The sequence below is a fragment of the Methanomethylovorans sp. genome, from assembly GCF_050177135.1.
Classification (GTDB): domain Archaea; phylum Halobacteriota; class Methanosarcinia; order Methanosarcinales; family Methanosarcinaceae; genus Methanomethylovorans.
This window is the reverse complement of the sequence record NZ_JBFXHJ010000052.1, coordinates 1-14696: the sequence shown is the minus strand read 5'-3', so window position 1 is coordinate 14696 and position 14696 is coordinate 1. Positions and strand designations below refer to the sequence as shown.

9 protein-coding genes and 1 pseudogene are annotated in these 14696 nt (G+C 43.1%); 4 read left to right on the top strand and 6 right to left on the bottom strand.

Annotated elements, in window-relative coordinates; all coding sequences use genetic code 11:
- Positions 1-299: 299 nt before the first annotated feature.
- The gene (locus tag AB7U21_RS05960) at positions 300-2687 is read left to right on the top strand and encodes a PAS domain S-box protein (RefSeq protein WP_428387688.1); all 2388 of its coding nucleotides are present in this window, start codon (positions 300-302) and stop codon (positions 2685-2687) included.
- Here the strand turns inward: AB7U21_RS05960 and AB7U21_RS05955 are convergent.
- Complete coding sequence (locus AB7U21_RS05955; protein ID WP_333787788.1) at positions 2677-4635, bottom strand: methyltransferase domain-containing protein; 1959 nt, start codon at positions 4633-4635, stop codon at positions 2677-2679. The genes AB7U21_RS05960 and AB7U21_RS05955 overlap by 11 nt on opposite strands.
- Positions 4636-4860: 225 nt before the next feature.
- Here AB7U21_RS05955 and AB7U21_RS05950 point away from each other — a divergent pair, with 225 nt between their 5' ends.
- Positions 4861-5535, top strand: a complete 675-nt coding sequence (locus AB7U21_RS05950; protein WP_428387686.1) for a hypothetical protein — start codon at positions 4861-4863, stop codon at positions 5533-5535.
- A gap of 31 nt (positions 5536-5566) precedes the next feature.
- On the opposite strand, the gene AB7U21_RS05945 is transcribed toward AB7U21_RS05950, so the two are convergent.
- Both AB7U21_RS05945 and AB7U21_RS05940 read right to left on the bottom strand, forming a co-directional pair.
- Positions 5567-6895, bottom strand: a complete 1329-nt coding sequence (locus tag AB7U21_RS05945) for a hypothetical protein (protein WP_428387684.1) — start codon at positions 6893-6895, stop codon at positions 5567-5569.
- 136 nt (positions 6896-7031) lie between these two features.
- Positions 7032-8537 carry a small ribosomal subunit Rsm22 family protein gene (locus AB7U21_RS05940; protein ID WP_428387682.1) on the bottom strand — a complete coding sequence of 502 codons (1506 nt, stop codon included), beginning with the start codon at positions 8535-8537 and terminating at the stop codon, positions 7032-7034.
- A 78-nt stretch (positions 8538-8615) separates the two neighbouring features.
- Between AB7U21_RS05940 and AB7U21_RS05935 the strand changes: the two genes are divergently transcribed.
- The gene (locus AB7U21_RS05935; RefSeq protein WP_428387680.1) at positions 8616-9335 is read left to right on the top strand and encodes a 4Fe-4S double cluster binding domain-containing protein; all 720 of its coding nucleotides are present in this window, start codon (positions 8616-8618) and stop codon (positions 9333-9335) included.
- A gap of 3 nt (positions 9336-9338) precedes the next feature.
- On the opposite strand, the gene AB7U21_RS05930 is transcribed toward AB7U21_RS05935, so the two are convergent.
- Genes AB7U21_RS05930 through AB7U21_RS05920 form a run of 3 tightly spaced genes read right to left on the bottom strand, consistent with a single transcriptional unit; the run spans position 9339 to position 13585 of the window.
- Positions 9339-10130 carry a TrmB family transcriptional regulator gene (locus AB7U21_RS05930; protein WP_333787783.1) on the bottom strand — a complete coding sequence of 264 codons (792 nt, stop codon included), beginning with the start codon at positions 10128-10130 and terminating at the stop codon, positions 9339-9341.
- 24 nt (positions 10131-10154) lie between these two features.
- On the bottom strand, positions 10155-11264 hold the full coding sequence (locus AB7U21_RS05925) for a COG1361 S-layer family protein (RefSeq protein WP_428387678.1): 1110 nt from the start codon (positions 11262-11264) through the stop codon (positions 10155-10157).
- A complete protein-coding gene (locus AB7U21_RS05920) occupies positions 11261-13585 on the bottom strand; it encodes a hydrophobe/amphiphile efflux-3 (HAE3) family transporter (RefSeq protein WP_428387676.1) in 2325 nt (774 codons plus the stop codon). Before AB7U21_RS05920 ends, AB7U21_RS05925 begins: the two co-directional genes overlap by 4 nt.
- Positions 13586-13877: 292 nt before the next feature.
- On the opposite strand from AB7U21_RS05920, the pseudogene AB7U21_RS05915 reads away from it, so the two are divergent.
- A pseudogene (locus AB7U21_RS05915) lies at positions 13878-14696 on the top strand (hypothetical protein); the annotation flags it as partial.

Below are 14696 nucleotides of genomic sequence, written 5' to 3'. Positions count from 1 at the left end.
TGGATCCTCTCAATATTTAATTTATCATTCAAGTCAATAGTGTGCTAAAATGTGTTTCTGAAAATTGGTGTTGATCGATCTTTTAGCTGAACAATATCTATTTTATCAGGATTTGGATAGAGCCTATAACAATTCGTCAGTAAGCATTCTTCTTGTCAATGATGTTTAGATCTCTTTCCCATCATAAGATCATGGACTGATAAACTGAATCATAATTATGAAATAGTACTTGATGCTATATTGTTACACAATAACAACAGTGTATGGGATAAATTTCTGATGTGACATGGGGAGGCAAAGTGTCGGAGGGATCTCAGGTTGCAGTCGTTTTTTGGGGCGGTGTAGAATACTGGCCAGTGATTTGTGTATCAGGGAATTTTGAACAATGGGGATATTCGGAAGAAGATATAGCCTCTGGAAAAATAAGATATGAACAGATACTGCATCCCGAAGACTTGCAAAAGGTCAGATCGTTCATCCTGCAAAGAATAGCAGAAGGCTATAATGATGCAGTACAGCAATACAGAATACTTGATGCCTCCGGGAACATACACTGGGTAGAGGAAATATCCCTATTCCACACAGAGGATAACGATAACCTATCCTGTCAGGCAATATTAAGAGATATAACAACAGAACAAGAAAACCTATTCCGCAGGATACGCCTTGAAAAGCTCATAGCGAACATAGCTACGAATTTTGCCAACCTTCCGGACAACAGGATAGACGAAGGAATAAACAAGGCACTGAAACTGATAGGTGAATTTGCCGGAGCCAACAGAAGCTGTTTATTTGAAAGTTCGGAAGATTGCAGATTTGCCAACAAAAAATATGAATGGTGCGCTCCGGGTATGGAGCCTTTTAAAAGTTTCCTTAACAAAATACCTATGGAAACAATACCATGGCTTTATGGGAAATTGCTGGAAGATCAGACAGTTTTCATCCCTGATATTGACCTTCTTCCACCCGAAGCCGAAAAAGAAAAAGCTCTCATTAGATTCTTCAATACATCATCACTCATCTTCTATCCCATCTTTTCCGAGAATAAACTCTCAGAATGTATACTTCTGGATTACGCCAAAGAAAAACTATTGTGGCAGGAAGATTCCATTGCACTGCTTCAGATAGTTGGTGAGAGCATCTCCGGTGCCCTGAAGCGCAAAAAAGCCGAAGAGAAACTGGCTTTCACAGGTTTTTCCGTTGAACGTTCCAGTACCCCTACTTTCTGGGTCAATACGGAAGGCCGGTTCATAGATATCAATGATGCAGCCTGTACAGCTACTGGCTATTCCAGGGAGGAACTGCTGCAAATGAGTGTGCATGACATAAGTTCACAAATGATATCTGCCCCTCCATACGGTTCTTTTGAGAATGCAGTGGAACATGCAAAAAAACAAGTTGCTCTCAGGTTTGAGGTCATGTTCAAAAGGAAGGACAACAGCTTTTTTCCTGTAGAAATAAATCTTGATCATTTCTGCTTTAACTCCGAAGATTACTTGCTTGCGTTCGCATCAGACATCACTGAACGCAAGAGAGGAGAAGAAACTATCAAGGAACACCTTCATTTCCTGGAAACAATGCTGGATACCATTCCTCACCCTGTATTTTACAAAGACACCGAGGAAAAGTATACAGGTTGCAATAGCATTTTTGCAAGTTCAATAATCGGTCTCCCCAGGGAAGTCATAGTGGGCAGGACCATGCATGAACTGCAGGAAAGTATCCCTCAGCACCTTGCCAACATATACAGAGAACATGACCTTGCTCTCATAAAACAACCTGGTACCCAGTTCTATGAATCAAAAGTGCAGTGTGCCGATGGAAAACTTCGCTACTACCTCTTCAGTAAATCAACATTTAATGACTCGGAAGGAAACCTGGCAGGTATCATAGGGGTCATGCTTGATATAACAGAAAGCAAGGAAACAGAGAAAAAACTAAGGGAATATGCCACTGAACTGGAAAAAGCTAATGAGGAGCTCAAGTCCCTGGACAGGATGAAGGATGAGTTCATAGCCAATGTGAATCATGAACTGCGTACTCCTCTTATATCTATAATAGGTTTCAGCGATGCCTTGAATTCGGGACTTCTGGGTGAGATCACTGAAGATCAGAAGAAAGCTATAGATGCGGTATTAAGAAATGCCAAAAAGCTAAACAGGCTTGTGGATTCTATCTTGCATATGAGTCGTCTGAGGAGTTCCGGCGTTCACTACGAGATGACAATATTCCAGTTTTCAGATATGCTGAGAAATATCATTACTGACCTCTCGTTACAAATGAAGCAAAAAGGGATCACTGTTCAAGAGGACATTCCCGTTGACCTTCCTCAAATAAACGGTGACAGGAACGCACTTGAAAGAGTGTTTATCAACTTGCTTGAAAACTCTATCAAATTCACGCATTGTGGCGGAGATATAAAAGTGAACATCAGGAAAGAAGACAGATATGTGCATGTCATCGTAAGCGATACAGGCATAGGCATACCCAGGAATAAGCTTGCTGAGGTGTTCGAACGATTCTATCAGGTGGATAGTTCTTCCACCCGCACATTCGGCGGACTGGGTATCGGTCTGCATATCAGCAAAAATATTATAGAGGCCCACGGAGGAGAAATATGGGCCAACAGTGACGGTAAAAGTGGAACTTCATTCCATGTTCTGCTTCCAGTCAACCTCAAAATTTAAATTCCGGAACTTTTCCGGAAAATCTGATCACTTCTGCCCCGGTTATCCTCTCGTCCGCGCTTTTAAGGATGTGGCTGATCATTTCAGAATAGGACATATCTGACAATGCTGCCATTTTAGCCAGGTGGCCGTCCCAGCACCATCCGGGGTTGGGATTTACCTCCAACAGTTTTGGATTTCCAGCTGCATCCATTCTCCAGTCAAGACGCGTATAATCCCTGCATTCCAATCTTGATATCATTTTTAAGCTGCATTCCACTATGAACTCTTCCATTTCCCTGGGAATTTCAGCAGCAATGGAACGTATCTTCCAGTATGGGGAATCAGGGATCCATTTTGCCTCATAACCGCACATTCGAGGCAATTCAGGAGGAAGTGCGGAATAATCCTCCTCTATGATAGGCAGGACTGTATAGTCCTCTGGAGGATTGCCTATAATGCCTATGCTCAGATCCTTTCCTGTGAGGAACTCTTCTACAAGGATGGGTTTGTCATAACCCAGACCCTCTCGTATATCATAGATCGCTCTCACGACATCATCACGGTTGTGACATACACTATGCTGATTGAGGCCGAAACTTGAATCCCCGAAGTTGGGTTTTACTATTACCGGAAACTGCATAGGGACCTCGAACAGAACATCCTCTGCCTTAATGACGATACCTTCGGACACAGGCACACCGAGATCCTTGGCAATACCTCTTACCAGAGCTTTATCGTAGCAGAAGGCAAGGCATTGTGGCCCTGAACCTGTGTAAGGTATGCCCAGCATCTCAAGCAAAGCCGGTACATGCAATTCTTTCTGCGGATCGTTGGAGTAGCCTTCATCGCAAAGGTTGAAAACGAAATCCACTTTTCCCTTAAGGCGTTGCAGGTCTTGTATCAGGGTGTCGTGGTTGTCCAGGAACCTGAAGGAATAATCTTCTCTTTCCTTGAGAGCTCCTTTTAGCTGGTCGATGGTGTACAGATCGTCATCATCGAAAACACCGCATGGTTTCAGGGAATCTCTCTTGGATGGATCACCGAATACTACCACTACATCCTTTTGCGTCGCATGGACCTTCTTTTTTGGCTCTGTCCATTCCTTGCGCAGTATGGCTGTGATTATTATACGCTTCTCCATCATGCCAAGGTCCTGGTTCCTCTTACTGCGGGACCCAATGGAGTTAACGATCTCAACATCACTGAAGCCAGCTTTTTTAAGGAGTTCCTGAAGCGATTCCTGTGTGTACAGCCTTTCGGCATAGAACTGGTCGGCAACGACACCCTGTTTATCGTTGACGATGACCTCTCTGGAGATCAATTTCTGACCATCAATGGACAGAGAACGCTCTCTGCATACGAAATTATGTTTATCTATCCACTCCCATGACCTGGGCTGATAATTTTCTTTCAGGTATGCACCGTCGGTCACGTCCAGCAGGATTTTTCCCCAGGGCTTGAGCACTCTCTTTACTTCATTAAGCACCCTCAGATCCTCTTCGGACGTTTCAAAATAACCGAAACTGTTACCCAGCAGGAACACAGCATCGAAATTATCGGTCAAATAGGGTGTTTTACGTGCATCCCCTTCCTTGAACCGTACGTTCAAGCCCTCCTTTTTTGCAGTGCTCTTTGCTTTTTGAATGAGATAATGTGACCTGTCCAGTCCTTCTACGTTCTTGAATCCTCTTCTTGCCACCTCAATGGAGTGGCGCCCCTGTCCGCAGCATAGGTCCAGGATCCTGCTCTCCTGCGAAAGGTTCAGAACGGAGAGGAACATATCTATCTCTTCCCTGGTTATCTCTGAATCACCTACTACATCAGCATCTGTCTTCAGATAAAGGGAATTGAATATCTTTTTCCACCAGTCAGGGTTCACATGTTCTTCAAGACTGGATACGGGTCCAAGACTTTTAGGTTTTGGAGCATACTTCTTCTGGGGATATATCAAAGTATTTCTATTCATCTGACTTGACCTTCCGGATTTGGAAATGGACTGGAATGTCCACAAGCTAATTTAATGTAATTAATAGAATAAAAATAAATTGCTGATTTTTCGGCAAACTTCCCAACGGGTTGTAACATTGTTATATATGCATATTTGATCTATATTTGTTTAAATACAAACAATAATCTATTTTAAATTAAGGTGTAATAGTATTTTAAATAATATAAGTTGTAATTTTAATACATGATAGCACCAATGACAAAAATAAGCCAGCAAACAAGCATAATCCAATCAGTAAAAAAAGAACTGAGATCTGTCAAAGGTGTCTGCAGAGTAATATCTCTTGATACGGCAGACTTAGATAAGATTAAAGAACTTGAAATACTGGATGAACAGATCGGTTGCAAGATGATCGGCAGGAAACACAATGCTGGAATAAGAAAAGCACTGTGTTCTGATGTGGTATTGTCCCTGATGGTAAACAAAGAATATGATTGGCCGGTAAATACCATAAAACTGTACCATAAAGGAAAAATTATAGGTGAGGATATACAAGACCATAATACGATTAATGAGTTCAGTGGACATGCTGATTCGTTTATCATGGGAAATATCATTTTCTATGACAAAGAATCCGTAAGAAATAGCAATATAAATGACCCTATCTGCATGTTTGTCACAGAACAGTCATGCCCGCGATTAGATACTCTTGGTGGCATATCTGATGCCGTAATGGGAATACCTTCACGCTATACCCACGATTATCTGCAGCTAAAGATAGCAAGGGATCAAAAAGACATCCTTGGAAGTTTCCTGGTAGGATTCAATATAGATAAAAGAGTCTCTCTTCCTTTTTCAATCGACGATGGCCGGATCAGCACGAATATAATAGATAGGAAGTGCCAGCTTCCCCTCTAGTTCCCGTCAGGCTGGCAACTTCACTTCAGGTTCATCTGGAAGGTTCGATGTTTATGGAATACTCAAAGCTCTCCGTATTATGCGGCATTACTGACAGGGTCCACTGACCTGCAGATGCCTGCACTGTGTAAGTTTCCACATAATTCTGTGAATTGTTCTGATATTCTGGATTGTTCCCGGCTGCCTTGAAGACCGGGTAGGAGATGCTCCCCACTGTGACCATACCGCCATACTGCATGGCTTCCTGCACCGCTTCGACTTCCTTGCCCTGTGGGTTTATGAGCTTGACCTCAAAGGATGGGTCTGTACTGCTGCTTGAGGGATACATATCATATATGTATGACTTAAGCTCGATCGTAACTGTTCCATTATCATTTACCTTGAAGGGGATCTCATAGGGCTTTTCAGGCTGTACCGCCACGTGGAAGTTAAGGGAAACCATTCCTTCATACTCGCGGATGCCCGGATCATCAATGTTCAGGTCTATGCTGCCAGAGAAATCTCCCTGTGCATCAGATGGCACCTTTAACTGTACCTTTACCACAGCAGTCTCTCCCGGCTTTATGCTTGAAGGACCTGTTATTGTGATGGCATCGGTTCCAAAGGCCTGTCCATATCCGCCATAGTATGGCATCGATGCTGCAGCGTCCACCGATACTGAGCTTACATCAGCGATCATTGGGTAGTACATGTTCTCCACAAGCTTGGGGTCTATGGCAATTTCGGAGTCGCCGGTATTCTTCAGCACGATCTCATAATTGTATACTTTGCCAGCCTCTACCCTGTCATATATGTATGGTGTAAGGATCTGTACCTGAGGGGGTATCCAGACATCTACGTTCAGCTGTACAGTGCCCGGGAATCCCTGGTACAGTATATCTCCCTCAGGCACATTTTCCATAAAGGCCAGCGTTGCAGCATAGTTCCCTATCTCAACATCCTCTGGAATACTTATCTTGACCTCGAACTGTGTCTTTTCTCCTGTTTCAAGAACTTCCTGTGCGGGAGTTATTGTGATCCAGCTCTCATCCATGAAACTGTAAGTATATGGCGTTATAACCATCATCGGATCAACTGTGATCGCAGCATCTTCATTGTTGGTCACGGTAACGGTGAAGTTCTCACTGGTTCCGGGCTGCAACATCGTATTATAGTAGTTGGGATAAATGCTTATCGTTTCCATTTCAGTGATCATCCCTTCATTGTAGATCACGCCACCTACCGTGGAAGATATGACCTTATCTGCGAGCGCCACCGCAGGCTCGGAAACTGCCGCATCGCCTGCAAATGCTGTCGCTCCTGTCATATAGACAAGAAGCACAGCGATCGATCCATATATTATGAATTGTGATCTGTTCATGAATTTCACCCTTTTGAATTGACAATGCATAATATGGACGTGCACATATTAAAGAACTTCTTAAACTTCAAAGAAATTCGTAGTTATCACTGAGTAAATATGGCTTATGGAGGTTTAAAATAAGAAATAAATGTAATTAAATATTTTTTTCATCACCAGCACGGCTAACTGTACTTCCTTTGCTAAGAAGAAGGTTATAAGCGTCTTTTTCCTTATTATAGTTCACAAGCACATTATAAAGCTCCAATATTTCTCCGTACTTAGCCCGTTTAATAAGGCTATTGTCCTCAGTGACATTATGCCATGGAAATACTGCATATACAGCTTTTCTGGATGTGCCGTCGCACACCTTGTAAAGGCTGTACTTCTCATCTCCCAGGTCACCTGACATCAGGGAACATACTACATTGATGCGCTTGTCTTTGTGCATACCTATTTTGGAGAAACGTGCGAACCGTGCCTTTGGAGGAACTCTGTAGCACTCTCTGGTAAGGCCGTCCTTTCTCACTATAAAAAAAGAATACTTAAGGTCTGTATTGACATAGCGGTACGGTTCATCACACTCTGCAAGTTTGCGCATCAGGAGTGTTGGATTGATGTCCTGCTTTTGATTGAAGCTCCAGCACTCTTCAAGGCTGCAACCTGAACCCCATATAAAGGAACATGGGGCGTATATACCAAGACCAGCCTCTTTGAGCGCAACGCTCAGCCTGCGCAGCTCCACCGAGTTTGTCCTGTCCGCGGGCTCTATTACAAGTATACTGCCATCAGATGCAAGCCTTTGAGCCAGTTTCAGCACTATATCCGCTTTTTGTTCGATGGTGATATCTTTGATCTCATTGAGCACATTCGAGAACACCATAAGGTCGATATTCTCAGGCAGGCTCTCAGGCTTTATTTTACACACATCTGATCTTATAGGTTCGTGCAGAGTTACGGAATCCGGAGCATAGTGTGGAACAAGGGAGTTGAAAGCTTCGATATTCTCATCGTACAGCTCCACACAGTAGATGTCGGCTTTGCGACCTTCCAGCCTTTTGTAGAAATCGGCAATAGCCAGAGGCACTGTACCCGGACCGGTGCCGACATCAAGGATCTTCATGCGTGTTTTGAGTATACCGGCCTGAGCCATTTCATATAGCATATGCTGGAACTGCACAAAATACACAGGGAACTGATAAGCAAGGTATCCCAGCACATTGTAGCCTTTTTCATAAGAGATCTTCCGGGAACTGCCTTCTTTCCAGTATGCATTCTTCTGACCCACAACCGCTTTTCTGATCCTGTCCAGTACAACCGGATCATCCCACGGCTTTGCGGTCTTCTTGCTGATGTATTGCTCGATAACTGTCTGCAGTTTTGCCGACACTACTGCAGACCTGAAGAAAAGCTCAGTTTTCTTTACTTCTTCTTCTGTAAGTTGCATTACCGTTGCAGGAGGAGATATCCTCATCCTTAGATCAGCACCATCCGGGCAGGCATCAATGTCCAGCTCGTACAGAAATGGCTTAATAACATCATAGATCTGTTCAACGGACATGTCACTTGTAATGTAATTCTGTATCTCCGACAGCATGAACTCAGGCTTCATATGGGAGACATACTTAAGAGTGGAAATTATTTCCTTTTCACTATCCTTCATTGATAGGAGGGACGGCGGGAAGGCTCATAAATGTACTGATTCCAAAAAATATATCAGATACAAATGGATGTTATTCTCATGGACCTCAATAAAGAGATACAAAGTCTGGCAAAGGCCAACGGGGTATTTTACTGTGGTGTGGCTGACCTGTCCAGGGCAAAGGAATTCATTATGCAGCAGGGCGGGAGTGAACTGGGATCCTATCCTTATTCTATATCTCTGGGCATCCATCTTTTTAAAGACATAGTTGACAGGCTGCCTGACAGGTCACAGCACTCAGTAGCTTTGAACTACCATCATTGCTACGAGATCACAAACCACAGGCTTGACATTGCAGCTTCTATTGTTGCAAGTTATCTTCAGGATAAAGGATACAGAGTACTACCATTACCTGCTTCGAAGAGGATAGATGATGAAAGGTTATGCGCATCCTTTTCCCACAAGCTGGGGGCGCGTCTGGCGGGGTTTGGATGGATAGGAAAAAGCTGCCTGCTCATTACTCCCGATCATGGTCCCAGGGTAAGGTGGGTATCCATTCTGACAGATGCCCCGTTGGAAACCTCACATACTATAATGGACTCAAAGTGTGGAAATTGCAATGCCTGTGTTGATATCTGTCCTGTTCAAGCCTTTACTGGACATGGATTTAAGGAAGAAGAGCCACGTGAGATAAGATATGATGCACATAAATGTGAAAGATATATCAACTCTCTTGGAGAAGGAGAGAAAATAAAGGTGTGTGGCATGTGCCTTTACGTATGCCCCTATGGACAAAAGAACAGGCATCTTCAAAATTAAACACTATTGATCGATCCTATAGGCTATAGGTTTGCATGCTTGCCACTCCATCTCAATAAAATGCCTGAAAATAGAAACCTGTTCCTTGCCGTTGTACCATGTTGCAGTAAGGTTCATGGGAATGTTTTCGTTCTTTATAGTGATGATCAGAAGTTCCTTGTTATCTATCACCAGAATTCCACCCTTCAGCAGATTATCACTCACCTCTCCTGAATAGAATCTTACTTCAGCACCCTGGACTTTTTTATTTACAACTTGATTTTCGTTAATGGTGATCCGTACCTTCAAACCTTCATCTATCTTCTCCTGTAGTTTCTGCGTGATAATTTCCATGATCGGATAAACATCCATAGCCTTGTCTAATGAGGGATAGGTAGATGCCAGTACTATCTCTTCCCTGGCAGAGTCTAACATCTGGACTATCTTATCAGTAACATTCTTCACACCGCTGATATTCCATACTGCATCGTCATCTGTAGGGATATCAGGTGCATTACAGATCTTTTCAAGTTGTTCCAGAGATGTTTCGACAGCCTTTTCATAATTCACCTTCAACCTGTCAATGATCTGGTCCGGAGCTATTGCCTTGTAACGCATGGGTTTAGTGTTCTGGGTATCTATGACACCCTTTTCCTTAAGCTTGGTGAGCACGCCATACACAGCGGAGCGCGGGATACCCGACAATGCATGGATGTCTGCCACAGTTCCACTACCATAGCGTGTAAGTGCTATGAGCACTTTAGCCTCGTAGGTTGTCAGACCCAGTTGTTGAAGTGATTCGACCAAGGTATTCATAATGCTACTTCACATAGGATACACTTATTTGTCATTTTCCTTTGTTCCTTTGTTCTCCAGATATCTCTTGTAATTATTCTGCTTCTTCTTCCTGGAGATCATAAATACCGGAGTACCGATGATACCTACCAGAAGCACAAGTCCAACCGCAACAGAGGCATTAAGGGATTCTGCAGGACCAACATACACAGGTATTTTGAGATTATCCGAATACTGGCTTTTATCTTGTTCATCCTTATATTTTATCTCACTGCTTATAGAATAATCCTTTACTGTTGCATCTTCTGCCACATTCAGGTCGAATACTGCGGTCCTTGACTCATCAGGATGCATGTCCCCCAGATATGCCTGATCGTCCGTGGTGGTGAAAGGATCTACAACACTTATCCTTGCAATACATTCACGTGCTATCTGCTCTCCTGTATTGGTATATGTTACATTGATGGTTTTTTCATCGCCGGCCCGCAGATCAGATTCAACATTCTCTATTCTGAAATACGGTTCTTCTTCAACGACTACTTGAAGGACCATTGTCTGGTTCATATCCTCATACCAGTAGTAAGTATCACCGTAAGGAGGTGTTACCGCAGAATCCTTCTGGGACCTGTATGCAACATAAAGCTGCAGATCGTAAGTGCCCGCTTTTGCATTGTCGTAGATCTCTATAGGGAATTCGGCGGGTGAAGAGAGGGATTTTCCGGTATTCAATGAACCCAATAGTAGAGTGTCCTGTTCTATCTTTATGGGAGCATCGGGGTCAGCAAGTGAAAGTGTTGCTGTCATAGAATCTGCTGTTGTTATCGCCCGGTCTGACAGAAGTTCGCTTGACATATATGTGCGGGTGAGTGTTTCACCATACTCCTCGATATCATCTTCTATATCATCTTCGTTGGCCTCGAATCCTGTGACCTGTCCATTGTTCAGTATATTCACATAAAGGATGCCTTCTTCTCCTCTCTCGAACACTTCATCACAAGCGAGGTTTGCTACCAGATGAGGAGAACCATACACATCGTAGTAATCGCTTGCAATTTCAGAGACAACATTCTCATCTATACCCGCGGATGCAAACTGCATGCCACCGAGTAACAGAATTGCGATCGAAAGAAACTTTAAATTTCTAAGAGAGATCATATACTCACCTTATTATCTTCTATATACTTTTTTGATGCTTTGCGTCCTGATCTCCACCTATCCAGGTTAACCATAATAGGTGGCAGGACAACGATCGTACTGAATAACGAAAAAGCTACAGCTATTACCGTAACGATCCCAAAACCACGCAGCATTGGGAATGATGATGCCACAAGAGCTGAAAAACCGAATATCACAGTAAAACCTGATGCAAGGATCGCTGGTCCTATTCTGAGCGCAGCCGTTTCCATGGCATCAAGTGGCTCCAGTCCCTTGTCACGTTCTTCAAAATAACGTTCCAGCATAAGGATAGTGAACTCTGCCCCTATCCCTATTGCAAGAGCACCAAGTGTGGCTGTAAGTGGATTGTATTCCATACCTGACAGGTACATCACTCCGCCAAGCCAGCCCGTGACCATCACGATAGGCAGTATTGTTGCCAGGGATTTCATCCAGTCCTTGTAGATCAGTAGCATACCCACAAAGATAATGGCCATTCCCAGGTAACCCATGGCAGTCCTCCCTGATGTAAGGGCACCAATAATGGAAGTTTCTGCTACTTTATTGCCCGTGACAGTGACCGTGACCCCCGGTGGAGGAGCATACCATTGCAGATCATTTTCAACTGCTTCAATTATATTGGATACCTGTTGTGTTTGCAGGTCTTTCTCAAGTTTAAGATTAAGGACACCAAGGTTCCCACCTTCAATGTACTGGTCAGTAACGACAGAAGACATACTGTCTGTTATAGAAATTACCGTGTCCTTATCAGAAGGTATTGAGCCATAGCCAGAGTATATCAGTGAACCAATGCTGCTAGAGCCTGTTATCTGGTTGTGGCGTTCCTCTTCCAGTTCACTGAAATCGACCATCCATTGTAGCAGGTCCGGATCCATTATGTCGTCTGCCCTGATGATTACATTTAGTTGGTCGCTACCACCCATGACCCTGTTAAGCTTGTTAAGGTCCTGAAGTGCCTGCATGTCCTGGGGTACAAAATCCTTTGTGTCTGTCTGTACTCCTACATGCTCATCTGCATATAGTCCTGCAATTGCAAAAACAGATGCCAGTACTATCACTATCATATAGTGTTTTGTTGTTAGCAGGGAGACTTTTGCAAGGAACTTTCCAAGAGGAGAGTTATGCTCTGTTGTTGGCTTTACGGTTGTCTGATGTCCGTTAAGTTCCTTTTTAAAATTCTTTTCTGCTTCTTTTTCCAATGATCTTCTATCGAGCCGATATAGTAGAGCTGCCAGCACGAACATTGAAACAAGGTAGCATAGGATCACTCCTACAAGACTCATCTTCCCAAAGTCCTGTATCATGGGAACAGGAGAAATGAACAGCGCTATAAAACCTAAAGAAGTTGCAACGACCGCAGTAGCTACTGCAGGGCCAGTGTGCTTTATCGTATCAATTACTGCCTCTTCAGCAGACTCTCCCTTTGCAAGCTCCTCCTCTATCCTATTCTGGAACTGGATCGCATAATCTGCTCCCAGACCGATAAGGATTGGAAATACTGCCATTGATGCCATGGTCATGGGAATGCTCAGCAAACCCATGGCTCCAAACGTATAGATCAGGCCCACAAGGATGACTGGTATTGGAAGCAAGGACCACCTGACATGTCTGAAAACGATCTTAAGTCCTATTATCATCAGAATGAAGGCAAGGACCAACATGTTTCCAAGACTTGAGGTCATTTCTTCTGACATTGCTATTATGTATGCCGGCTCACCGGTGGCGACAGCAGTGGTACCTGCTGGAAAGTCAACGATCTCGATCGTTCTTTCGACCTGGGCAAGGACCCTTTTCTTGTTATCTTCATTTATACTTCCAGGCATCTGGACCATTATGAGCGTATGTGTGGTTTCTGGCATGAACTGCTCGACGTAAGCAGATGGCAATTGGTCGATCAGTGTCAGAATGGTGTTGTCTTCAGGTATCTCTGAACGGCCCGTTGCAGAATAGGATGCACTTTTGATGAGCGATGCCATGCTCATTACATTCTCTACATCCTTGTCTTGCTCAATTATCATGTCAAAGTTGTTAATAGCCTCCAATATCTCAGACTCTCTGACATCATCAGATTCCACAAGTACAACTATAACCTCGCTACCAAAATTTTGTTTGTATAGATGGTCATAGTTCTGGTAGATCTCAGAATTTTTTTTAACAAAGGTATCTGTTCCACTTTTCTGTTCTATCAGGCCTGCACCTATGAATGACAATAACATCAAGATAATGGCTGTCGCAAGTATTGTTTTGGGCGATTTTTCTACAAATGCCCCGATGTTCTCAAATATTTGTTTTACAGACATGATATACTGTCAGTAGTACAATACTAAAAGAATATATAGTTTACTATTAACAACAACTAATTAATATAATATATATGCTATTTGTGTGCAACAATTTGATCTTTAAAACTGTCAAAAGGGAAAAAATGCAATTGATCGAAAAAGTCCGATGATTCTCAATCTGCCAGTCATATATATTCTTATATCTTTATCTACTACATCATAAAGTTTAGACTTGGCCGTTAGAATACTTATCTGAGAAGATCTAATAGAACATGCTTGAAAAACAATTCTCTTATTGAAGTGATCCAATATGGACAGAGATAAGCTTAGCAAACTTCTTCTGAATACATACAGAAATACGATCTTATCCTGGATGATCCTATTGTGCCTCGTCCTTCTGACCTTCGTGAGCTTTATGGATGGGAGATATACGTGGGGGATCCTGAGTGCATTCGCTATCTGTATAATAATTCTTCCAGGATCGTTCTTTAAGGATTTGTCGATCATGCCTCCATGGTATCTTTTAGTGCTGGTTGCATTGCCGATAGTTGGAAATGCAATAGACTACCATCTGTTCTCCACTAGTATACCCCATTATGTTTCAGTGGCAACTATTGCATTGCTGGCAGCAGCAGAGATCAACTGGTTCACTTCTGTAAAGATGGACCACAAGTTTGCAATTCTTTTCGTTTTCATTACCACCCTTGCAATATCCGGTCTATGGTACCTTATGCAATGGTTATTGGACATAAATATTGGAACAAGTTTCATCCTTGATGGCAGATCACAGGAAACTATCAACACTGAGGTCATGTATGAGTTCATGTATGCTACAGTTGCGGGTATTGTCGCTGGTTTGATATTTGGGTGGTATTTTGGATACAAAGGAAGATCTGCTCCCAGCGGCATTAGATTTCCCTCAAAGGATGAACAGGATATTCCTGCATACACATCGACCAGACCACCTGAACCTATCCGTAAATTGCTTGGGATCTCACAAAAGAAACAAGAGCTTGCAACAAGGGTCATGCAGGCCTGCCTGTTGATAATGATGTTCGCTGGGATATATCTGAAGGACACGCATGTGGTACTTAATGCAATTGCAGCATTTGGCATTACTTTTGTGCCT

Coding starts and splice junctions, on each gene's coding strand:
- AB7U21_RS05955 (WP_333787788.1), bottom strand. CDS start 4,635: ATGAATAGAAATACTTTGATATATCCCCAGAAGAAGTATGCTCCAAAA.
- AB7U21_RS05950 (WP_428387686.1), top strand. CDS start 4,861: ATGATAGCACCAATGACAAAAATAAGCCAGCAAACAAGCATAATCCAA.
- AB7U21_RS05945 (WP_428387684.1), bottom strand. CDS start 6,895: ATGAACAGATCACAATTCATAATATATGGATCGATCGCTGTGCTTCTT.
- AB7U21_RS05940 (WP_428387682.1), bottom strand. CDS start 8,537: ATGAAGGATAGTGAAAAGGAAATAATTTCCACTCTTAAGTATGTCTCC.
- AB7U21_RS05935 (WP_428387680.1), top strand. CDS start 8,616: ATGGACCTCAATAAAGAGATACAAAGTCTGGCAAAGGCCAACGGGGTA.
- AB7U21_RS05930 (WP_333787783.1), bottom strand. CDS start 10,130: ATGAATACCTTGGTCGAATCACTTCAACAACTGGGTCTGACAACCTAC.
- AB7U21_RS05925 (WP_428387678.1), bottom strand. CDS start 11,264: ATGATCTCTCTTAGAAATTTAAAGTTTCTTTCGATCGCAATTCTGTTA.
- AB7U21_RS05920 (WP_428387676.1), bottom strand. CDS start 13,585: ATGTCTGTAAAACAAATATTTGAGAACATCGGGGCATTTGTAGAAAAA.